We start from the raw sequence: 20,650 nt of genomic DNA on the forward strand, positions 1-20,650 counted from the left end.
CGGCATGAGTGCACGCGGCTGGTTCCTCTTCGCCCTGATGGGCGTTCTGTGGGGCATCCCCTATCTGATGATCAAGGTGGCGGTGGACGGCGTGTCCCCCTCCGGGGTCGTGTTCGTCCGCTGTCTGCTCGGCGCGGCGCTGCTGCTGCCGTTCGCGCTCCGCACCCCGGGTTTCCGGACGGCGGTGCGGACGCACTGGAAGCCGATGCTGGCGTTCGCGGCCATCGAGATCATCGGCCCCTGGTGGACGCTGACCGACGCGGAGCGGGAACTGTCGAGCTCGATGGCGGGCCTGCTGATCGCGGCCGTCCCGATCCTCGGCGTCGTGCTCGCCAGGCTCTTCGGCGACACGGAGGAGCTGGGCGCCCGCCGTTGGACCGGCCTGCTGCTCGGCCTCGGCGGGGTGGTGCTGCTGGCCGCCCCGGAGCTGAGCGGCGGCTCGGCGTGGGCGATCACGGAGGTCTTCCTGACGGCGCTCGGCTACGCGACGGCGCCGCTGATCGTGACGCGGCGGCTGAAGGACGTGCCGACGCTGCACCTGATCGTTCCCTGTCTGCTGCTGGCCGCGGTGGTCTACGCGCCGGCGGGCATCGCCGGTTGGCCGGCGCGGACGCCGTCGACGACGGTCCTGATGTCGCTCGTGGGCCTCGGGGTGTTCTGCACGGCCCTGGCGTTCGTCGTGTTCCTGGAGCTGATCAGGGAGGTGGGCGCCACCCGGGCGGTGGTCTTCACCTACGTCAACCCCGCGGTGGCCGTCGCGGCCGGTGTGGCGTTCCTGGCGGAACCGCTGACGGCCGCGATCGTCGGCTCGTTCGGACTGATCCTGGCGGGTTCGGTGCTGGCGACGTCGGCCACGCGTCCCGCACGGCGTCGGCGCGGGACGTCAACGGGCCCGATCGGCCGTCCCCGCGCCGTTCGCCTCCCGCGTGGCCTCAGCCGGTGAAGACGTGCTGGCCCGGGGCGAGCAGCTGGTGCGGGTCGTAGCGGCGCTTGGCGGCGGCGAACTCCCGCCATGCCTCGCCATACTGGCCGATCCAGTCGTCGGCGGTCATCGGAACGGACCCCACCGGGTACTGGGTGCCGCCGGCCGCCCGCACCCGCTCGAACGCCGCCTGGTTGGCGGCGATCCGGGCGGTCACCGCCGCCTGGTCCGCCGGGTCGAGTGCCCACAGCACGGCCATCAGGTACGGCACCCGGCCGTCGGGGACCCGCAGCAGCGGGGCGCGCAGGTGACGGCGGAGCAGCGGGTAGAGCAGCACCGCGCCGCCGGGGCCGACCTCCTGCCCGGCGAGCTCGTCCAGCAGGCCACGGGACAGCTCGGCGACGCGGTCGCCGGGCAGCAGCAGGTTCAGCCAGGGGTGGGCCCAGGTCCAGACGCCCTCGTGCTTGAGCTCAGCCACGCCCGCGGCGAGCCGGTCGAGGAAGTCGAAGTACCCGAGCGTCTCGGCGGTGAACGGCCCCGACCGCCCCGACCGGTCGTACCGCAGCCCGCGCAGCAGTTCGGCGTCGCTCCGCCGGGGCCCGGCGGGCGGGCCGTAGGCGACGGCCTCCAGCACGTACCTGGTGTAGGCCCCGTCGTCGTCCGGCTCGACCTCGCCCTCGACATACGCGAACCGCACGTCCCCGGCGAGGGTCCGCTGGTCGGCGAGGAACGTCTCGAGGTCCGCATAGGGCAGCAGGAAGCGCCGTACGGCCTCGGGGGCGACGACCAGCCGCAGCGTCGCCGAGACGATGACCGCGCACTGGCCCAGGCCGGCGAGGACCGCGTGGAACAGGTCCGGGTGCCGGCTGGGCGAGCAACCGACCACGTCGCCGGCCCCGGTGACGACCTCCAGCGCGATGACGTTGTCGACCTGCGCGCCGTGCCGGTGCGCCTGGCCGCCGAGCCCGCCGACCGACAGGGTGCCGCCCACGGACAGCTCCAGGTAGTCGGTGAACACCGGCGGCGTCAGCCCGTGCCGCAGCGTCTCCCGCGCCACCGCGCTCCACACCGCCCCGGCCCCCACCGTAACGTGCCCGGCGCCCACCGGGCCGACGTGGTCCAGCGGCTCGGTCTCGACCACCAGCCCGCCGTCCACCTGCGCCTGCCCGTACGTCCCGTGCCCCTGGCCGCGGGCGGCGACCTCGATGCGGTAGGCGTTGCAGAACCGGATCACCGCCGCGATCTCCTCGACGGATTCGGTCCGCAGCACGCCTCCCGGGGTGGTGTGCACGATGTGGCCGAAGTCGTCGCCGTCGTCGGTGAGTTCCCTCCCGGCCGTCCGCAGTGAGCCACTCAGCCGCGGCACCCGCACCAGCCCGTCCCGCCCGGCGTCCGCCTCCGTCACCCACGCCCGCGCCCGCGGGTCGAAGGCCACCACCTCGGTCCCGGCCGTCTCGGCTCGTGAATCCGCTGGCCGCTCCGGCTGTTCCGCCATGCCTCCCCCTTCCACCCCCGCCCGACCCGGGCGGCGCGTCACGGACCCCAGGACAGGCCAGACGAGCGTAGCGCCGACCTTGGCCCCGGCTGGCGGCGTTCAGCCGTATCTGGCCACTCGGCCGGGGCCGGTCACCGCGCGGCGGAGCGCGAACTGCGGAAGGTGCGACGGTAGGTGTCCGGGGGCACGCCGACGGTCCGGTTGAAGTGCCGGCGCAGCGTGGTGGCGGTGCCCATGCCGGTGGCCGTGGCGATGGCGTCGACGCTGTCGCCGGTGGTCTCCAGCAACTCCTGGGCACGCCGGATCCGTTGGGTCAGCAGCCACCGCAGTGGGGTGGTGCCGGTGACCGACCTGAAGTGGCGGCCCAGGTGGCGGGAGCTCATGTTCGCCCGACGGGCCAGGTCCTCCACGGTCAACGGGTGGTCGAGTCGTTCGAGCACCCAGGGGAACAGCTCGCCGAGCGGGTGGTCGTCCTGGGCGGGCACCGGGGCGGTGACGAACTGGGCCTGGCCGCCGGCCCGGTGCGGGGGGACCACCAGGCGGCGGGCGACCGTGTTGGCGATCGCCGAGCCGTGGTCGAGACGGACCAGGTGCAGGCACAGATCCATCGCGGCGGCCTTGCCGGCGGAGGTGAGCACGCTGCCGTTGTCCACGTAGAGCACGTCCGGATCGACCGTCACCCGGGGGTAGCGGGCGGCCAGAACGTCGGTGTGCGCCCAGTGCGTGGTCGCGCGTCGGCCGTCCAGCAGCCCCGCCGCGGCCAGCACGAAGGCGCCCGTGCAGAGCGAGGCCACCCGCGCGCCCGCCTCGTGCGCCGCGCGCACCGCGTCGACCAGCTCGGCCGGCGGGTCCACGTCGACATCGGCCCAGCCGGGGACGATCACGGTGTCGGCGTGCGGAAGCCGGTCGAGCCCGCGGTCGGACTCCAGCCGGAACCGCCCGGCCCGCACGGCGCCGGGACCGCAGAGGGCGACGTCGTACCAGGGGACCGTCACCCCGTCGGGCACGGAGGCGAAGACCTCGTACGCCACGGAGAGTTCGTAGTGGAGCATCCCGTCGGTGACGGCCAGCGCGAGCGTTCTCATGTCCGAAAGTGTATGGGCCATGTCGTTCCCGACACTCGCGCCGGGTCCATCGCGCCCGCCAGGATGTGCACAGTTGATCGTTCAAGCACTTTGGAGAAGCGATGGGAACGGGTCAGACGGTGGCGGTGTTCGGTGCCTACGGACACACCGGGCGTTTCGTGGTGGCGGAGCTGCTGGACCGCGGATTCACCCCCCTGCCGTCCGGGCGCGACGCGGACAAGCTGCGGGCGCTCGCGGTCGCCCACCCGGGACTCGACGCCCGGCCGGCCTCGGTCGACGACCCGGCCTCGCTCGACCGCGCACTGGCCGGCGCGGACGCCGTGATCAACTGCGCCGGGCCCTTCGCCGCGACCGCCGCCCCGCTGGTCGAGGCCGCGCTGCGCGCCGGCATCCCGTACGTGGACGTGGCGGCCGAGATCGAGGCCAACCTCGACACCTTCTCCCAGTTCGCGGACCGCGCCCGCGCCGCGAGCACCGTCGTGGTCCCCGCGATGGCCTTCTTCGGCGGCCTGGGCGACCTGCTGGTCACCGCGGCGATGGGGGACTGGGCGACGGCGGACGAGGCGCACGTCGCGTACGGGCTGAGCGGCTGGCACCCGACCACCGGGACCCGCGAGGCCGGCACGGTCTCCCGGCGGCGCAGGGACGGCCGGCGCGTCCGCTACAGCCAGGGGCGGGTGGAGTACCGCGACGACGCCCTCCCGGCCCTGAAGTGGACCTTCCCCGAGCCGATGGGAACCCGCGCCGTGCTCGGGGAGTTCAGCATGGCCGACATCGTCACCGTCCCCAGCCACCTGGCCATCCCGGAGGTGTCCACCTCCATGACGGTCGAGGCGGCCGGTGAGCTGGCGGCCCCGGACACGCCGGCGCCGGCCGCCGTCGACGAGCGCGGACGGTCCGCGCAGACCTTCCTGGTCGACGCCGTCGTCCGGTCCGGCGGCGCCGAACGGCGTGCCGTGGCCGGCGGTCAGGACATCTACGCCGTCAGCGCGCCGCTCGCCGTGGAGGCGGTCCACCGCGTCCTCACCGGGCGGACCAGGACGGTGGGCGTCGCCTCCGCCGGCGCGATCTTCGACGCCCCCGACTTCCTCCGCGCGCTGTCCGGGCACCTCTCGTTCGACCTGTCGCGGTGATCCCCGGACTCCGCTTCCCGGGCCCCGGCGCCGCCGGGGCCCCGTGACCCGCCGCGCCGCCCCGGGAGTCGGGCGGCCGGCATCTCGCGGCGACAGTTGGCGCCGGGTGGCATCAGATGGTGCCATCCGGCGCCGTTCCACTTCTTCCCGAGATCTGCGGGCCCTGCGTGGCGCTGCGGGGGATCAGCTCGCGCTCTCGTGTTTCCGCAGCTCAGACCCGCTTTTCGCGGGTTTGGCCCGAGTGTAGCGCCATCCACGCTTGCGTATGGCGCCATTCAGGTGCCATGATGGCGTTATGGACCTCACCCCGTATGTCGACGCCCTCCGCCGCGAACTCGCGGTGGCCGCCGAAGCCGGCGGCGACGAAGCCCGCGAGCTGGCCGAGCGGCTCACCGCTCCGCTGGAGTCGGCGACCCGGCTGACCATGCTCAACGTGCTCTCCGCCGCGATGGACGAGATCACCCGCGAACTCGCCCCCGGCTCGGTCGACGTGCGGCTGCGTGGCCTGGACCCCGACTTCGTGGTGACCCCGCCGCCCACCGACAGCGCCGCGACGGAAGCGTCCGCCGCGCCCGTCGAACCGCTGAGGAGCTCGGCTCCGGTCGACGGCGACGAGGGCGGCACCGCCCGCGTCAACCTGCGTCTGCCGGCCCACCTCAAGGCGCGGGCCGAGGAGGCCGCGAGCCGCGAGGGCCTGTCGGTCAACGCGTGGCTGGTGCGCGCCGTGGCGGCCGCGGTCGACGGGGACCCCCGGCCGCGTACCCCGGAGAGGGCCCGCGCCCTCGGGCAGAGCTTCACGGGCTGGGTGCGCTAGCCGCGCCCCCGCCCGCACCACGTCACCCACACCACGTCCCGCCAACGGGACGACCCGAGACCCATGAGGACGGTACCGCCATGCCTGCTTTCGACACCCCCGAACCGATCTCCGTCACCGCGCGCGTCGAGGCCGGTTCCATCCAGTTCACCGCGAGCGACCGCCGTGACACCGTCGTCGAGGTGCGACCCCGCGACCCGAAGAAGGACCAGGACGTGCGGGCGGCCGACCAGACCGAGGTCACCTACGCGAGCGGCGCCCTGACCGTCAGGACACCCAAGCAGCGCTACCTCGTCGGGCGCACCGGCACCGTCGACGTGACGGTCGAACTGCCCACGGGCTCGCACGTCGACATGACCGGCGCCTGGGCCCAGGTGCTCGGCGAGGGCCGGCTCGGCGAGGTGCACGTGAAGACCTCGTCCGGTGACGCCCGCTTCGACACGACCGGGCCGCTGCGGCTGACCGCCTCGCACGGCTCGATCACCGTGGACCGGGTCCAGGGCATGGCCGAGATCACCACCAGCTCCGGCAGCATGCGCGTCGGCCTCGTCGACGGGCCGGCCGTCCTGAAGAACTCGCACGGCACCACGACCGTCGGTGCCGCGATCGGCGAGTTGCGGGTGAGGGGCGCCAACGGCGACATCAACATCGAGCGCGCCGAGAGCTCGGTCGCCGCCACCACCGCCCACGGCACCCTGCGCGTCATCGACGTCGTGCGCGGCACGATCGACCTGGAGACCTCCTACGGCGCCATCGAGATCGGCATCCGCGCGGGCACCGCTGCCTGGCTCGACGTGAGCTCCGGCCACGGACAGGTGCGCAACACGCTCACCGCCTCCGACTCTCCCGAGGAGACCGAGGACACCGTCAAGGTCCGCGCCCGCACCCGACACGGCAACATCGACGTGCGCCGCGCCCGGGCCTGAACGCCGGCCCCCCGCCGGCCCCGCCGGCTCGTCCATCCCACACCCCAGTCGCTTCAGCCTTCGAAAGGGAGGGCTCCATGCCTTCTTCTGTCATGCCCATGCCTGGATCGGGCGGGCGCGGGCGTTCGCAGTCGCCCGCCGCCATCTCCGCCGTCGGGCTGCGTAAGTCCTACGGCGAGAAGACCGTCCTGGACGGTGTCGACCTGGCCGTCCCGGAGGGAACGATCTTCTCCCTCCTCGGCCCGAACGGCGCCGGCAAGACCACCGCCGTGAAGATCCTCTCCACCCTCATCACCCCCGACGCCGGCGACCTCCACGTCGGCGGCCACGACCTGGCCACCGCACCGCAGGCGGTGCGCGCCGCGATCGGCGTCACCGGTCAGTTCTCGGCCGTCGACGGGCTGATCACCGGCGAGGAGAACATGCTCCTCATGGCCGACCTGCACCACCTCCCCCGGCGGGAGGGACAGCGGGTGGCGGCCGAACTGCTGGAGCGCTTCGACCTGGTGGAGGCGGCGAAGAAGCCGGCCTCCACCTACTCCGGTGGCATGAAGCGGCGGTTGGACATCGCGATGACCCTGGTCGGCAGCCCCCGGATCATCTTCCTGGACGAGCCGACCACCGGCCTCGACCCGCGCTCCCGTCACACCATGTGGGGCATCATCCGCGAACTCGTCACCGGCGGCGTGACGGTCTTCCTCACCACCCAGTACCTGGAGGAGGCCGACGAACTCGCCGACCGCATCGCGGTGTTGCACGACGGCACCATCGCCGCCGAGGGCACGGCCGACGAGCTCAAGCGCCTCATCCCCGGCGGCCACATCCGCCTCCGCTTCACCGACCCGGCCGCGTACCGGACCGCCGCCGCCGCACTACGCGAAGCCGCCTCGGACGACGAGGCGCTGGCGCTGCGGATCCCCTCCGACGGCAGCCAGCGTGAGCTGCGCTCCGTCCTCGACTGGCTGGACGCCGCCGGCATCGAGGCCGACGAACTGACCGTCCACACCCCCGACCTCGACGACGTCTTCTTCGCCCTCACCGGCGGAACCGACCAGCCCAAGGAGACCGTGCGATGAGCACCCTGGCCCTCGCCGTCCGCGACGCGAACACCATGCTGCGGCGCAACCTGCTGCACGCCCGGCGCTACCCCTCGCTGACGTTGAACCTGCTGCTCACCCCGGTGATGCTCCTGCTGCTGTTCGTCTATGTCTTCGGCGACGCGATGAGCGCGGGCATCGGCGGCGGGAACCGATCGGACTACATCGCCTACCTGACTCCCGGGCTGGTGCTGATGACCATCGGCTCCACCACCATCGGCACCGCGGTCTCCGTCGCGATGGACATGGCCGAGGGGATCATCGCCCGCTTCCGCACCATGGCCATCCACCGCGGCTCGATACTCGTCGGCCACGTCGTCGGCAGCGTCCTGCAGTGCGTCGCCAGCGTGCTCCTGGTCGGCGCCGTCGGACTGGCCATCGGCTTCCGCTCCACCGACGCCACCGCCCTGGAGTGGCTCGCCGCCCTCGGCCTCCTCGCCCTCTTCGCCACCGCGCTCACCTGGATCGCCGTCGGCATGGGCCTGGTCAGCCCCAACGCCGAAGCCGCCAGCAACAACGCCATGCCGCTGATCTTCCTCCCCCTCATCTCCAGCGCCTTCGTCCCCGTCGACGCCATGCCCGGCTGGTTCCAACCCATCGCCGAGTACCAGCCCTTCACCCCCGCCATCGAAACCCTCCGCGGCCTCCTCCTCGGCACCGAGATCGGCCACAACGGCTGGCTCGCCACCGCCTGGTGCCTGGGCCTCACCACCCTCGGCTACCTCTGGTCCAAGGCCACCTTCAACCACGACCCCAAGTAGCGGCGACGGCCAGGGCGGCGTACCCCGACGTGTCGGGGTACGCCGCCCTGGCAGCGCGCTCAGTCGCGCGAGGGAGGACGAAGATGGGTCGCGCCGGCGATGTCCGGCACGGCCGCCGTGCTGATCATCGAGGGCATGCACAAATCCTTCGCCTTCCTCGCCGCCCCGCTCCTGATCACGGCCTACGGCCTCATCCGCGTCCTCGACGGCCTGGACGGGGAGCGTGGCCCGGGACCCGCGTGGACGACCGGCCACCTGGCCTTCCTCCTCGCGCTGCTCCTGTTCGTCCCGGTGCTCCGGGAGATGCGACGACTGACCGGCGGCAGGGCCCTCGCCACGGCCACCCTCGGCATCGCGCTCGTCGGCGTCACCTGCTCCCTGGCCCAGGTCTCCATCGACCTGGTCATCGGCCTGCTGGCGGCCGACCACGACGACATGCGGCGCATGTTCACCGACGTGCACAACCTGCCCGGCATGGACATCGCCGTCTACGAGGCGGGACCGGTGCTGTTCTTCCTCGGCCTGCTCGTGCTGGCCTGCCACCTCGCGGCGGCCCGCGCCGTACCGGTGTGGCGCGCGGCGGCCGTGTCGCTCGCGGTACTGGTCGCCCCGATCGATCTCGACCTGCTGCCGGCCGTCGGCCTGCTGCTGCTCGTCGGCCTCGCCCCGTTCCCCCGCGGAGCCCGGCCGGCCGCCGCGCGTTCCTGAGCGCCGCCGAAGTGGGAGAATCCAGGCTCGTGTCCGCCCCAACCGCCCCGTGGCTCGACCGCCTGCTGAGTTCCCCCTGGTCGGACGTGGGACTCGCGGTCGCCGCCGCCATCGCCCAGACCGCGCCGCTGCTGTTCCGCCACAGCGACAGCGGGCTCCCCTGGCACTGGTGGGGCTACGTCGCCACGGTCGGCGCCTCGCTTCCGCTGGTCGCGCGGCGCCACCGGCCCGTGTCGGTGCTGCTGGTCTGCGCTGTCTTCTCCGGCCTCTACGACCTCGCCGACCCGGTCGCGCCCCAGCCGCTGTGGTACGGCGTCCTCATCGCCCTGCACGGGGTGGCCGCCACCGCCCCGCCCAGAGTACGGCTACCGGTCTTCGTGGTCATGTGCGCCGGCGGCCTCCTGACCGTCGGCTCCCCGGACACCGCGACGCGCGGCATCGTGCTGTACGTCGCCGCCTACGCCCTCGGCAGGGCCACGGCCGGCTCCCGCGCCCAGGCCGCCGTCCTCGCCGAGCGTGCCCTTCGCCTGGAACGGGAACGCCGCACGCACGAGGAACGCGCCGCCGAGCGTGAACGCGCCCGCATCGCCCGCGACATGCACGACGTCCTGGCCCACTCGATCAGCCTGATGATCGTCCAGGCCGAGGCGGGCCCTGTCGCGTTGCACACCGAACCAGGGCGTGCGGCCGCGGCGTTCGGGGCGATCGCGCGCACCGGCCGGGACGCCCTCGACCAGCTGCGGCGCATGCTCGCCGTACTCCACGACACCGACGGCACCCGCGCCCCACAACCCACGATCCACGACCTGCCCGCGCTCGCCCGCCAGGTCGCCGGGGCCGGACTCGACGTGCGGCTCACCACCGAGGGCGACCCGCGCCCGATCCCCGCCGACTGCGGCCTCGCCGCCTACCGGATCGCCCAGGAGGCGCTGACCAACGTCGTCAAGCACGCCGGCGCGGCCCACGCCGAGATACGGCTGCGCTGGCACGACGACGGCCTGGAGATCCACGTCCTCGACGACGGCCACGGCGTTCCCGGCCCCGACCTGCCGTCCGGCGGCAACGGCCTGATCGGCGTCCGGGAACGCGCCGCCGCCTGCGGCGGGACCGCGACGGCAGGCCCCAGGACGGACCGTCACCCCGGCTTCGAGGTGCGCGCACTCCTCCCTCTGCCCGCCCCCGAACGGGCGGTGCCGGCATGACCATCCGCGTCGTGGTCGCCGACGACCAGGAACTGGTCCGCGCGGGATTCGCCATGATCCTGGCCGCCCAGCCCGACATCGAGGTCGTCGCCGAGAGCGGGAACGGGTTCGAGGCGGTCGGCGCCGCCCGCACCCACCGCCCCGACGTCGTGCTGCTCGACATCCGCATGCCGGGGATGGACGGCATCGAGGCGGCCCGGATCATCTGCGCCGAAACCCCCTCCCGAGTGATCATGCTGACCACCTTCGGACAGGACGACTACGTCTTCGACGCGCTACGCGCCGGCGCCAGTGGCTTCCTCCTCAAGGACGTGCGACGTGACGACCTCGTCCACGCGGTCCGGGTCGCCGTGGCGGGGGAGTCCCTGCTGGCCCCCTCCGTCACCCGCACCCTGGTCGCCGCCTTCACCTCGGGCAGGGCAGTGCGTCCCCCGCGAACGGAACTGCTGACGGTCCTCACGGAGCGCGAACGGGAGACCCTGCGGCTCCTCGGCCGTGGCCTGTCCAACGCGGAGATCGCCACCACTCTGGTGGTGAGCGAGCACACGGTGAAGAGCCATGTCAGCAACCTCCTCGCCAAGCTCGGCCTCCGCGACCGCGCCCAGGCGGTCATCGCCGCCTACGAGACCGGGCTCGTGATCCCCGGCCAACTGGGCGACGCCGAGCCGGACCTCGACTGACGCGGAGTGCCTGATCACGGGCGGCCCGGAGCTGTTCGAAGGAAGTCGGTGAGCGCCGAGGCCAGGGCCTCGGCCTCCTCGAATCCCTCGAACATCGAGCCTCCCTCGGCCCTCCTGCCCCGGCCGACACCGGCCATGCGCGCGTCGGGCCCCACCGGGGCGGCGGTCGCCGACCGCCCCGGCCCGGTCAGGAGTCGACGCGGCGGTGGGCGCGGCGCAGGGCACGGGCCTCCCGGCGGCGACCCGTGGCGGCCAGGCGGTGGACCAGGTTCCTCCTGGCCAGGGCGAGGGGTGGCCCGTACTCCTCGGGGTCGACGGCGGCGAGGCGGGCGGTGACCTCGACCGCCCGCTCGGTGACCGGGGCGGACTCCGCGTGCTCCCCCTCCCACCACAGCGCGTCGGCCAGCCGGGTCAACGCGTAGGCGTGGTCGGGCTCGTGCGTCACGGGGTCCAGCGCGGCCAGCCGGGCGCGCACCTCCACGGCCTCCCGCAGGGCGGCCAGGTCGTGCGTGCGCGGTGGCCCGTCCGCCGCGGTCGGACGGTGCAGGTCCAGCAGCATCGCGAAGTGCGGGCCGTGGGTCGCGAGGTCGGCGGAGGCGAGGTGATGGTAGAGGGTGAGCTGCACGTCGTCCAGCACGTCCGGGACGACCTGCGAGCCGTACGTCGCCTGCCGCTCGGCACGGTGCGGTTCGGCCGCGTCGCCAAGCCGGTCGCTCAACGCCGCCGCCTCCCGCTCGTCGGTCAACGCCATGGCCTCCATCCCGCAGGCGTGCCGCACGGCCGCGCTGGTCCGCAGCGTGCCGGCGAGCGTGGCCTCCAGCGCCGCCGGGTTGGCCCGCGCCCGGCGGCGGTCGATCTCCACGGCCTGCTCGATCGCCGCCAGGGCCTCCTCCCGCCAGCGCGGCGGCGGCAGCAGCTCCGGGTCCGGCGCGCCGCCGGACCCGAGGTGCCAGGTCAGCAGCTCTTCCGCGTGCTTCCCCTGCTCCGTCAGCAGCGACGCGAGGTTCGCCAGTCCGCTGGCGAGCGTGCCCTCGTACGCCGCGGGATGGTCGGCCGCCAGCTCACGCAGCACCGTCACCGCCTGCCGCGTCGCGTCGATGGCCGCCTCCTTGCGGAGCGCGGCGGAGAGGTCGGCGCCGTGGTTGAGCAGGGCGATGGCGAGGTCCGCGCGGTACGCGCCGGGGTGCGCGGCGGCCAGCCGGCCGTAGCGGGCCAGCGCTTCCGAGCCGGCCTGGAGGGACTCCAACCAACGGCCGGCGTGCTTCAGCAGGTTGCCGTAGTTGGACAGGGACAGGGCGAGGTCGGCGGCGTGCCGACCCACCGGGTCGGTCAGCCGCCGGCGGCGGATCTCCACCGACCGTTCCATGGCGGCGACGGCCTCTTCGGTCCGCCGCTCCCGGTCGTAGCGCAGGCTGAGGTTGTTCAACGCCCGGGCGAGTTCGTGCTCGTACCGGTCGGGGTCGGCGCGGGCCAGCGCCTCGTAGCCGGCCGTGCCCCGCTCGGTCGCGGCCAGGCTCTCGGCGTAGCGGCCGGCGCCGGCCAGGCTCCAGCCGAGATCGAGGTGAATGGCGGCCCGCTCCGCCGGGTCGTCGGTGGCGGCCAGTCGGTGGTCGGCCAGCCGGACCGCCAGCACCGCCCCCGCCGGGTCGAGGTCGGCGTCGTCCCGGTTCGGCAGGTGGGCGGCGACCGCGGCGAGCACCTCGATGTCGAGGTCCGCCAGGGCGGCCACCGCGCCGAGCGCGCCGCCGCCCGCGGCCACCGCCAGCCACGGCGCCTCGCGCAGCAGCGGATCGAGGTACCCGGTGCGTACGTGCGGCCACCGGTCGGCGGCCGCGGCCACCAGCGTGAGGGCGCGCGGCGTCCACGGGGCGGTCGGCGTCCCGGCGTCGTGCGGCAGCAGCGCGTGCAGCGCCGACGGCGCCCAGTCCTGGGCCGGGTAGTCGGCGGAGTGGCCGGGCAGGGTGAGGGCGACGAAGTCCTCGGCCAGCCGGTCGGGGGTCAGCGGCTCCAGCACGGTGGGCCGTGCGGGGTCGGCGGGCGGGTAGTGCCTGGCGTGGTCGGTCAGCGCACGCTCGGCGGGGCGCGGCCCGCCGGCGCCGAGCGACGCCAGCGCGGTGACGCCGGCGCGCGGCGCCAGGGGCCCGGTGAGGGCGGCGGCGAAGACGGTCCGGTTCATCCCGTCCGGCGGTGTCGCGTCCGGCGTGGCCTGCCGGTCCCAGCGGCGGGCCCACTGCCGCTGCTCGCGGTCCAGCAGGTAGGTCGTCAGCCCGGCCGTGTCCCGCGGGGGGCGGCGCCCGGCCCGGTGGGCTTCCACGGCCACCAGCGCCGCCATGTGCACGGTCAGGGTGAGGCCGAAGTCCGGGCCGCTCAGCGGCATGGGGGGCGCGATGTCGGCGGCCGTCGGCAGGCCGTGGCGGGCGGCGAAGCTGTCGCGGGCCGCGCGGAACATCCGGGCCCGCTCGCCAGGACCGCCCGCCGCGTCGGAGCCGCCGTCCGTGCCGTCCGTGCCATCCGCGCCGTCGGGGTCGTCGGCGGGGAGCGGCGTCAGCGGGTGTCCCGCGGTGGCGGCCTGGAGGTCCGCGAGGGTGGCGCGGACCGCCGGCCAGGCGTCGGCGGTCCTGCCGAGCAGCAGCAGCCGGGTCGGCAGGCCGGGGCGGTGCAGCAGGGCGTTGCTGAACAGCCAGGTGAGGTGCGGCAGCGGCCACTGGTCGGCGTAGTCGACCACCAGCAGCAGACCGGCGGCGCCGTCGGTGGTCAGGTCCTGGCTGCCCGGCGGCGGCAGCACGCTGCCCGGCCCGTGAACCGCGCTGACGACCTTCCAGCCGTCCGCGAGCGACTCGCGGGCGAACCGGGCGGCGAGCCGGGTCTTGCCCTGGCCGCCCGGCCCGTGCAGCCAGCGGGCGGCGAGCCGCCGGTCCATCAGCCGCCAGGCGTGCAGCGCCGCGAGGTCCGCCGCGCGGCCGGTGAACGGAACGATCTCGTGCCGGGCGCTCAGCATCCGACTGGGCAGCTCCCGCAACCACGCGTCGTCGGCGGGCGGCACGGCCCGCCAGTTCTCCAGGACGTAGACGGGCTGCCCGTCGCCGAAGACATGCAGGTCGGCACCGACCACCCCGTACGCGAAGCCGCCCTCCGCGCGCACCACCTGACGCGGGTACGGATCGCCGGCGCCGGCGATCGGCGGGCCGGTCACCCGGCCCGGCCGGCCCCACCCACCGGGCCGTCGTCGGCGCCGGGCGTCGACGGGAGATGGACGTGAACGCTGCTGCCCGGGCCCTGCGCGCCGAACGCCGTGCCGCCGGCGTGCGCGGTGACGTGCTGCACCCACTGCTGCGTGCCGGGCGGCAGCTCGGCGGCGGCCCGCTCCACCAACAGCCGCACGTCCTCACCCGCCTCGGGGTGTTCGTTCAACAGCGCCGCGAGCCGCCGGGCCCACGGCCGGAGCAGGTCCTCACGGGCCGCCTGCGGATCCGGGTCGTCGGTCACCAGGCGCGCGTCGCCGTCCAGTTGGGCGCCGACCGTCGCCGGCTCGTCCGCACCGCGGCGCCGGAACAACTCGGCGACCCGACCTCGGGTGGCCTCCCACGCGGAGGTGGCCATGGCCCCCACGATCGTCGTCGCGCCGGCCATGGCCAACACGCTCATCGGGTCGCTCATCAAGTCTCCTGTTCCCCCGGGAGATTGAGTGACAGTCTAGCCACGGGCGCGGCCCGGCGGCCCGCGTTCGCCTGGCCGACGAACTCGGCGCCGCGAAGAACAGGGGGAGAACGGATGGAACGCACCGCCTGGGCGGACGCCGAGCGGATCGACCGACAGGCCGCCCGCTATCTGAACGGCGGGCACACCGAGCCGCTGCGCCGCCTGATCTGCTCGGTGCCGCTGGCCGACGGGGTGCGGCTGGCGAGACGCCTGCCCGGCCCTCCCACGGACGGCTCCGCGCTGGCCCTGCTGGCCGCCGCCGACGAGCGGGCCGTCCGCGACGCCGCCGACGCGGCGGCGCGCGCGGTCCGCACCGACCACCCCGTTCGGGCGGGCGCCGCACAGTGGGTGTCCTTCGGCGTCGGTGACCCGGTGCTGACGGTGACCACCCTCCCGGAGCCCGGCCTGACGCGGATCATGATGCTCGACGGCGCCACCTGGCGCGAGATCTACCGCGGGGAACTGGAGCACCACGCCGTGGGCTGCGTGGACGCGGAGAACGTCGTCGCCGTGCGCGACGACCCGGCACGGCGGCTGGCGCTGGTGCACTACGCGGCCGGCACCGAGAAACTGGTGATGACCGGGCAGGCGCTGCTCGGCACCCGACCGGCGGGCACCGCGGCCGGCTTCATCGCCGGCAGCGGGCTCGCTCCCGCGGTCGCGGTGGCCGGTCCTGACCGGGAACCCGACATCGTGGACCTCGCGCCGTTCGGCCTGGAAGCCGCCGCCCGGCTCGCGGTGGACCCCACCGGGCGCGCCGTCGCCTTCGGCGGCACCGCGGCGGTGGTGGTGACGGACGCGCGCATGGAGCACCTGCTGGCGCGCAACGTGGTGCCCCCGCCGCACGGCCCCGTCCGCGGCCTGGCCTTCACCGGCCCCGACACGCTCGTGGTCGGCGGGAAGGCCGGCGGCCTCAGCCGGTGGCGCGTCTCCCCGCACGAGGCGCTGGCCCTGGAGGGGATCGCCGAGGCACCCACCCTCGACGGGCTGTTCGCCATCCCCGCCTGGGGCGTGATCGGCGGGCGCTCGGGCGGCGAGCACCAGTACTTCGACCCGGACACCCTGGCACCGGTGCTCGCGCCCCGCCCGCTGCTGGAAGCCGGGTGGAACCCGCGGCTGGTGCACACCGTCACCGGATCGGCCGACGGCCGGTTCGCCGTCGTGGACGGCTTCCTCGACCCGGGCCCCGACGGCGTGCCCGCGCCCGCGATGGCCCGCTACGACTTCCACCACCCGCTGGCCCGCCTGCTGCGCCCCGTCGGCTCACTCGACGACGCCGACCTGACGGCACTCGCCGAAGCCGCCGCCCCCGGCTCGGGGCTGCCGCACCGCGAGACACTCGCCCTCCTCCACGCCGTGGCCACCGCCACCCGCGCCGACCGCGGTTGAACTCGGCGCGCCGTCCGTGAGCCGGCCCGCCGGAATCCGGTCAGGCCCGGCCGGCCGGCGGCGGTCCGGCGAAGGCCCCGGCGGAGGCGGCGAGGACGGCGGCCCTGGCCGCGTGGTCGGGCAGCCCCGGATCGAGCGGGGCACGGAGCAGGACCAGGTGGTGGTACACCGGCGCGGTGGCGGCGATGAGCAGCCGCCGCGCGTCGGTCCCCGGCGGGAGCTCGCCGCGCCGGACCGCGCGGCCGACGACGACCTCGCACCGGGCGTACCGGTCCTCCCAGAGCCGCTGTTGGGCGCGGTTGGCCTGCTCGGAGCGGAACGACGCGGCGATCAGGGCCGTGACGATCGGCGGGGTCGCGGTGAGTGCCGTCTGGATCTCGTGGTTCAGCGCCGCCAGGTCGCCCTGGAGCGTGCCGGTGTTCGGCGGCTCCCAGTCGTCGTCGCTCGCCGCGTCCAGGACGTCGGCGAGCAGGCCGCCGACGTCCCCCCAGCGTCGGTGCACCGTCGTGCGGTGCACGCCGGCACGGGCGGCGACGGCCTCCAGGGTGAGCCCGTCATAGCCGTGCTCGCCGAGCTCGGCGCGGACCGCGTCGAGCACCAGGGCGCGCGTGCGAGCGGTGCGGCCGCCGGGCCGGGTTCGGCCCGGCGGGGTCGGCCCGGTCTCCTCTGGCGGCGAGGCTTGGGGACTCATGCGTCCCACACTAATGCATCGTGTGTAGCATTAGTGGCGCTCCCCGGAAAGGAACGGATCACGATGCCGGCAGTCCCCGCCGACCCGACCCTGCTCCACCCCATGCCCGAACAGCCCCGGGTGGTGCTGCTGAAACCGCTGGTCACCTCGCCGCTGATCGAGGTGGGCGACTTCTCCTACTACGACGACCCGGACGACCCCACCGCCTTCGAGACCCGCAACGTGCTGTACCACTACGGGCCGGAGAAGCTCGTCATCGGGAAGTTCTGCGCGCTCGGCGAGGGCGTGCGCTTCATCATGAACGGCGCCAACCACCGCATGGACGGCCCCTCGACGTTCCCCTTCCCGATCATGGGCGGCTCCTGGGCCGAACACTTCGACCTCATCGCCGACCTCCCCGGTCGCGGCGACACCGTGGTGGGCAACGACGTCTGGCTCGGTTACCGGTCCCTGGTGATGCCCGGCGTCCGCATCGGCCACGGAGCAGTCGTCGCCTCCGGCTCGGTCGTCGTCGACGACGTCCCCGACTACGGCATCGTCGGCGGCAACCCGGCCCGCCTCATCCGCCGCCGCCACAGCGACGCGGACATCGACCGCCTCCTCGCCCTGGCCTGGTGGGACTGGCCGCTCCAGCACATCACCGAGCACATCCGCACCATCATGTCCGGCAGCGTCGACGACCTGGAGAACGCGGCCCCAGGACGCCGAGAGGACGGACACGGGTGATCTCCACCCGGGCCGAACCCGACTCGTGAGGGGCCCTGGCCTCAGGCGTCCGGAAGCCCGCCCGCGCGGCGGCCGCCCGCCACACCGGCGATCCGGGCAACTCCGCCGACTGCGGGGCGACGGGGCCGAAAGCCGTGCAGTCCCGGACCCCGCCCAGGCCCGCGCCGGCTCCGGCTCCCGAAACCGGCATCGCACGTCAGTGTCGCTCACCGCCCGACACCCGCGCGACGAAGCCTCGCTCCCGCTCGGATGCCCGCCCCGCGACGCTTACCTACGCTGGAGCCAACATCGGGTGCCCCCACCCGTCCCGGCGCACTCGACCAGCGCGTTCGCGGCGCGGCCGGGCCCGTGAGCGGAAGGAGCGCGCATGCCGCAGCAGCCGTCCAGGGACAATGCCTTCCCGGCGCCGAACGAGGGCATGGCGATGACCCTCTTCCTCACCGTGAGCGACGTGGCGCGGTCGCGACGGTTCTACAGCGAGGTGCTGGGCGGAGAGATCGTGCTGGCGGAGAACCCCTGCACCATCAAGCTCGCCAACAGCTGGGTCATCATGAACCCCGGCGGCGGACCCACACCCGACAAGCCCGATGTGACCCTGCGTCCCCCGGACGGCTCAAACACGGTCTCCAGTTTCATGAACCTCCGAGTAGCGGACATCCAGGCCACCTACGCGGACTGGACGGCCAAGGGCGCCGAGTTCCTGACCCCACCCATCGACCGGGAGGCCGAGCTGCGCTGCTACCTGCGCGACCCCGACGGCTACCTGATCGAGGTCGGCCAGGCCACCGGAATGCTGCACGGTCACTTCGCCCGCAAGGAGAACGACACCCGCCCGGGGGACCGGCGGCCCGACTGACCCCGCCCGTCAAGGTCGCCACCATGGCGAAGGGGAACCGGTCGAGTTCGAGACAGAGCGCGACGTCGTCGGGATGGACCCGCGTCAGTAGGGCAGCCCGACCAGCCCCCAGCCGCGCCGATCGGCCTCCGCCACCACGTCCGCCCACTCACGCAGCAGCGCGACGGCGTGGTCGAAGCTCCTCGGCCGACCCGCCCAGCCCGCCGCCTCGGCCGCGAACGGCGCCCGTAGCTCCTCCAGTCGGGGCCCGGCCCGCTCCCACGCCCGGGCCAGCGCCGGCACCTCGTCGGGTGGGCGGAACAGCAGCAATCGGGCGTGCCACGGGTCGGCGCCCACCGTGACCACGGGCTCGTCATCGGGCCCGTCCCACACGAGGCCGCCCAGGAACGTGTCCAGCGCGACACGCAAGTCCGGGTCGGTGAACTCCCGCATGTCGTCCCAGGCGTTGCTCAACTCGAAGTGCCACTTGTACGACCCGGTGGTGTGCACGAACCGGTACTCGGCGCACCACCGCTGCTCCTGCGCACGGGGCCACACCCAAGCACTCGTCACCGCCACGTCGGCCTCCGCGCACGGAACACAACAGAAGTCCGGACAGACGGTATCGATCAGCACTTCGACACGCTCACCGGCGGGCACCCGGTTCAGGCGTCCCCAGTCGACCATGACCACGGTGATGTCCAGCCCCATCCGTTCACCTCCCTGGCCAGGCACTATCCCTACACCGACGCACAAGCCGTAGTCGCTTACCGCCAGGGCCGAAGCCGGGGCCGGCGGGAGCGCCACCGTCCGAATGAGATCACCCCTTGGCGCGGGAGTGCACGTCGAATTCTCTTCCTGACACGACGGCTGCTCGTCACGCCCGTCGGCCAGGCCGCCGGGCGGATGGACCGGACGTCGACCGTGACGGGGCCGCCTCCCTCCACGTCGCCTGAATCATTCGAACGGGTGGTTTGAGCCGGGGCTATCACACGGGCGGCCGGGCGCGCGCTTGAGTTGGTCGGCGCGCGTGGTGACCACCCCGGGCGCCGCGACCGTACCCCCTGGAGGGTTCATGACGGCCAGCCATCCGGTCCTCACCGACTCCCTGTTGCGGCACACCCTCGCGGAACGACGCATCGCCCTGGTCGCCTGGCGGTTGCTCACCCTGCAGACCGCGCATCCCGTCGTCGCCGCCGGGATGGCGGACTGGTCCACGTACCGGGCACATCCGTGGCGACGGGTCGAGCACACCATGGACAGCGGACGCCGGCTGTTCTTCCACGACCGAGAGGCGTTGCGCCGCGAGGTCGCCCGCCTGGATCGCACACACCGCCGCATCCGCGGCACCGACCCGGCCGGCCGGGCGTACACGGCCGAGGACCCGGAGGTCCGCACCTGGGTGTTGGTGACCCTCTACGAGACGTTGACCGCGCTGCGCGCACTCTCCGGCGATCCCTTCGCGCCCGCCGAACTCGACCGGCTCTACTCCGAGTTCCGCGGCGTGTGCAAGGAATTCGGCCTGCCGGACGAGCTGTGGCCGGCGACCGCCGCGGACGTTCCCGGATACATCGACCGCACCATCCGCGAACGCCTGGCGGACGGCCCGGAGTTCCGGTACATGCTGTCCGGGATCCTGCACGAGGCGCCCCGTCCCAGGCGCCTGTGGTTCGTGGGGCCCGCCTGGCCGGTGCTGCGGGTGCTGATCGCCCGGCTGGTGACGACGCTGACCGTCGCGGACCTGCCCCCCGCCCTCCGGGAGCGGTTCGGGCTGCGCAGCGGCCGGGGCGCGGCCCTGCTGTCCTGGGCCGTGCACCACGGAGCGCGGCACGTCATGACCCGGCTGCCGCACCGGTGGCGCTTCCGTCTCTCGGCGACCCCGACGCCCGCCGCCCCCACGCGTCCACGGAGGGCCGGCCGCCCGCGCCGCCGTGACACCCGCCCGGTCCGCCTCGACACGTTCTTCCGGCAGGTCCTCGATCAGACCGGAGACGGCTTCATCGGCGTCGCCGACCTGCGGGCCATGGCGCACAACGTCTGCTGGCCGTTGGAGCTGACGGCCGAACGCGAGGCCGAGGTCCACGCCGCCTTCGACACGTGGTGGCGGCACCTGGAGGAGACCATGGACGCCGACGGCGACGGGCGGATCGGCCGGGAGGAGTTCGTGGCGGCCGCGATGGCCGGAGTCGACCGGGACCCCGACCAGCTCGCCAAGGGGCTGCACATCGCGGTCCGAGCGATGTTCCGTGCCGCGGACACCGATGGCGACGGACACCTGTGCGCCGACGAGTACCGCACGCTGTTCGGCGGCACCCGGGTCCACCCGGCCGAGCTCAACCAGGGATTCCGCGAGTTGGACGCCGACGGGGACGGCCAGATCACGGAGCGGGAGTTCGTCCAGGCGTTCACGGACTACTTCACCGCTCGCACCGCGACCACCCCCGGCACCCACATGTTCGGCCGGCCCTAGGCGTCCCAGCCGCCCGC

General features: G+C 74.1%; 19 protein-coding genes. 13 read left to right on the forward strand and 6 right to left on the reverse strand.

From position 1 onward, the window contains the following. The first annotated feature begins 4 nt into the window (after positions 1–4). Positions 5–943: a DMT family transporter gene (locus tag RNC47_RS01690; RefSeq protein WP_311594771.1), complete on the forward strand. Its 939-nt coding sequence runs from the start codon at positions 5–7 to the stop codon at positions 941–943. Here the strand turns inward: RNC47_RS01690 and RNC47_RS01695 are convergent. Both RNC47_RS01695 and RNC47_RS01700 read right to left on the reverse strand, forming a co-directional pair. After that, positions 933–2,417 carry an FAD-binding protein gene (locus tag RNC47_RS01695; protein WP_311594772.1) on the reverse strand — a complete coding sequence of 495 codons (1,485 nt, stop codon included), beginning with the start codon at positions 2,415–2,417 and terminating at the stop codon, positions 933–935. The two genes, RNC47_RS01690 and RNC47_RS01695, sit on opposite strands and share 11 nt — an antisense overlap. 131 nt (positions 2,418–2,548) lie before the next feature. After that, on the reverse strand, positions 2,549–3,502 hold the full coding sequence (locus RNC47_RS01700) for a helix-turn-helix domain-containing protein (protein WP_311594773.1): 954 nt from the start codon (positions 3,500–3,502) through the stop codon (positions 2,549–2,551). A gap of 101 nt (positions 3,503–3,603) precedes the next feature. Here RNC47_RS01700 and RNC47_RS01705 point away from each other — a divergent pair, with 101 nt between their 5' ends. The 8 genes from RNC47_RS01705 (at position 3,604) to RNC47_RS01740 (ending at position 10,823) form a co-directional block, all read left to right on the forward strand. Beyond that, on the forward strand, positions 3,604–4,635 hold the full coding sequence (locus tag RNC47_RS01705; RefSeq protein WP_311594774.1) for a saccharopine dehydrogenase family protein: 1,032 nt from the start codon (positions 3,604–3,606) through the stop codon (positions 4,633–4,635). Positions 4,636–4,930: 295 nt separating this feature from the next. Beyond that, the gene (locus tag RNC47_RS01710) at positions 4,931–5,449 is read left to right on the forward strand and encodes a toxin-antitoxin system HicB family antitoxin (RefSeq protein ID WP_311594775.1); all 519 of its coding nucleotides are present in this window, start codon (positions 4,931–4,933) and stop codon (positions 5,447–5,449) included. A gap of 80 nt (positions 5,450–5,529) precedes the next feature. Further along, positions 5,530–6,375: a DUF4097 family beta strand repeat-containing protein gene (locus tag RNC47_RS01715; RefSeq protein WP_311594776.1), complete on the forward strand. Its 846-nt coding sequence runs from the start codon at positions 5,530–5,532 to the stop codon at positions 6,373–6,375. A gap of 77 nt (positions 6,376–6,452) precedes the next feature. Further along, positions 6,453–7,451 carry an ATP-binding cassette domain-containing protein gene (locus RNC47_RS01720; protein ID WP_394814684.1) on the forward strand — a complete coding sequence of 333 codons (999 nt, stop codon included), beginning with the start codon at positions 6,453–6,455 and terminating at the stop codon, positions 7,449–7,451. Next, positions 7,448–8,233, forward strand: a complete 786-nt coding sequence (locus RNC47_RS01725; protein ID WP_311594777.1) for an ABC transporter permease — start codon at positions 7,448–7,450, stop codon at positions 8,231–8,233. Before RNC47_RS01720 ends, RNC47_RS01725 begins: the two co-directional genes overlap by 4 nt. 99 nt (positions 8,234–8,332) lie before the next feature. Next, positions 8,333–8,941, forward strand: coding sequence for a hypothetical protein (locus tag RNC47_RS01730; RefSeq protein WP_311594778.1), 609 nt, complete (start codon positions 8,333–8,335; stop codon positions 8,939–8,941). Positions 8,942–8,970: 29 nt separating this feature from the next. After that, a complete protein-coding gene (locus RNC47_RS01735) occupies positions 8,971–10,143 on the forward strand; it encodes a sensor histidine kinase (protein WP_311594779.1) in 1,173 nt (390 codons plus the stop codon). Beyond that, positions 10,140–10,823, forward strand: a complete 684-nt coding sequence (locus RNC47_RS01740) for a response regulator transcription factor (RefSeq protein WP_311594780.1) — start codon at positions 10,140–10,142, stop codon at positions 10,821–10,823. The genes RNC47_RS01735 and RNC47_RS01740 overlap by 4 nt, the downstream gene beginning before the upstream one ends. Before the next feature lie 187 nt (positions 10,824–11,010). Here the strand turns inward: RNC47_RS01740 and RNC47_RS01745 are convergent, their stop codons facing one another. Next, on the reverse strand, positions 11,011–13,968 hold the full coding sequence (locus RNC47_RS01745; protein WP_311594781.1) for a tetratricopeptide repeat protein: 2,958 nt from the start codon (positions 13,966–13,968) through the stop codon (positions 11,011–11,013). Positions 13,969–14,012: 44 nt separating this feature from the next. Next, the gene (locus tag RNC47_RS01750) at positions 14,013–14,480 is read right to left on the reverse strand and encodes a hypothetical protein (protein WP_311594782.1); all 468 of its coding nucleotides are present in this window, start codon (positions 14,478–14,480) and stop codon (positions 14,013–14,015) included. Positions 14,481–14,594: 114 nt separating this feature from the next. On the opposite strand from RNC47_RS01750, the gene RNC47_RS01755 reads away from it, so the two are divergent. Further along, positions 14,595–15,911 carry a hypothetical protein gene (locus tag RNC47_RS01755; protein WP_311594783.1) on the forward strand — a complete coding sequence of 439 codons (1,317 nt, stop codon included), beginning with the start codon at positions 14,595–14,597 and terminating at the stop codon, positions 15,909–15,911. 40 nt (positions 15,912–15,951) lie between these two features. Here RNC47_RS01755 and RNC47_RS01760 read toward each other — a convergent pair whose 3' ends face one another. After that, positions 15,952–16,602 carry a TetR/AcrR family transcriptional regulator gene (locus tag RNC47_RS01760; protein WP_311594784.1) on the reverse strand — a complete coding sequence of 217 codons (651 nt, stop codon included), beginning with the start codon at positions 16,600–16,602 and terminating at the stop codon, positions 15,952–15,954. Positions 16,603–16,665: 63 nt separating this feature from the next. Here RNC47_RS01760 and RNC47_RS01765 point away from each other — a divergent pair, with 63 nt between their 5' ends. Together RNC47_RS01765 and RNC47_RS01770 are read left to right on the forward strand one after the other, a co-directional pair. Beyond that, positions 16,666–17,328 carry a CatB-related O-acetyltransferase gene (locus RNC47_RS01765; RefSeq protein ID WP_311594785.1) on the forward strand — a complete coding sequence of 221 codons (663 nt, stop codon included), beginning with the start codon at positions 16,666–16,668 and terminating at the stop codon, positions 17,326–17,328. 367 nt (positions 17,329–17,695) lie between these two features. Continuing rightward, on the forward strand, positions 17,696–18,184 hold the full coding sequence (locus tag RNC47_RS01770) for a VOC family protein (protein ID WP_311594786.1): 489 nt from the start codon (positions 17,696–17,698) through the stop codon (positions 18,182–18,184). An 84-nt stretch (positions 18,185–18,268) separates the two neighbouring features. On the opposite strand, the gene RNC47_RS01775 is transcribed toward RNC47_RS01770, so the two are convergent. Further along, a complete protein-coding gene (locus tag RNC47_RS01775; RefSeq protein ID WP_311594787.1) occupies positions 18,269–18,874 on the reverse strand; it encodes a hypothetical protein in 606 nt (201 codons plus the stop codon). A gap of 364 nt (positions 18,875–19,238) precedes the next feature. Between RNC47_RS01775 and RNC47_RS01780 the strand changes: the two genes are divergently transcribed. Then, entirely contained in the window at positions 19,239–20,633 is a 1,395-nt protein-coding gene (locus RNC47_RS01780) for an EF-hand domain-containing protein (protein WP_311594789.1), read from the forward strand. Positions 20,634–20,650 lie beyond the last annotated feature (17 nt).

This window comes from Streptomyces millisiae, from assembly GCF_031845425.1.
In the GTDB taxonomy this organism is placed as follows: Bacteria; Actinomycetota; Actinomycetes; order Streptomycetales; family Streptomycetaceae; genus Streptomyces; species Streptomyces millisiae.

Coding starts and splice junctions, on each gene's coding strand:
- RNC47_RS01710 (WP_311594775.1), top strand. CDS start 4,931: ATGGACCTCACCCCGTATGTCGACGCCCTCCGCCGCGAACTCGCGGTG.
- RNC47_RS01780 (WP_311594789.1), top strand. CDS start 19,239: ATGACGGCCAGCCATCCGGTCCTCACCGACTCCCTGTTGCGGCACACC.
- RNC47_RS01740 (WP_311594780.1), top strand. CDS start 10,140: ATGACCATCCGCGTCGTGGTCGCCGACGACCAGGAACTGGTCCGCGCG.
- RNC47_RS01775 (WP_311594787.1), bottom strand. CDS start 18,874: ATGGGGCTGGACATCACCGTGGTCATGGTCGACTGGGGACGCCTGAAC.
- RNC47_RS01755 (WP_311594783.1), top strand. CDS start 14,595: ATGGAACGCACCGCCTGGGCGGACGCCGAGCGGATCGACCGACAGGCC.
- RNC47_RS01700 (WP_311594773.1), bottom strand. CDS start 3,502: ATGAGAACGCTCGCGCTGGCCGTCACCGACGGGATGCTCCACTACGAA.
- RNC47_RS01750 (WP_311594782.1), bottom strand. CDS start 14,480: ATGAGCGACCCGATGAGCGTGTTGGCCATGGCCGGCGCGACGACGATC.
- RNC47_RS01690 (WP_311594771.1), top strand. CDS start 5: ATGAGTGCACGCGGCTGGTTCCTCTTCGCCCTGATGGGCGTTCTGTGG.
- RNC47_RS01770 (WP_311594786.1), top strand. CDS start 17,696: ATGCCGCAGCAGCCGTCCAGGGACAATGCCTTCCCGGCGCCGAACGAG.
- RNC47_RS01695 (WP_311594772.1), bottom strand. CDS start 2,417: ATGGCGGAACAGCCGGAGCGGCCAGCGGATTCACGAGCCGAGACGGCC.
- RNC47_RS01705 (WP_311594774.1), top strand. CDS start 3,604: ATGGGAACGGGTCAGACGGTGGCGGTGTTCGGTGCCTACGGACACACC.
- RNC47_RS01720 (WP_394814684.1), top strand. CDS start 6,453: ATGCCTTCTTCTGTCATGCCCATGCCTGGATCGGGCGGGCGCGGGCGT.
- RNC47_RS01725 (WP_311594777.1), top strand. CDS start 7,448: ATGAGCACCCTGGCCCTCGCCGTCCGCGACGCGAACACCATGCTGCGG.
- RNC47_RS01715 (WP_311594776.1), top strand. CDS start 5,530: ATGCCTGCTTTCGACACCCCCGAACCGATCTCCGTCACCGCGCGCGTC.
- RNC47_RS01760 (WP_311594784.1), bottom strand. CDS start 16,602: ATGAGTCCCCAAGCCTCGCCGCCAGAGGAGACCGGGCCGACCCCGCCG.
- RNC47_RS01765 (WP_311594785.1), top strand. CDS start 16,666: ATGCCGGCAGTCCCCGCCGACCCGACCCTGCTCCACCCCATGCCCGAA.
- RNC47_RS01730 (WP_311594778.1), top strand. CDS start 8,333: ATGTCCGGCACGGCCGCCGTGCTGATCATCGAGGGCATGCACAAATCC.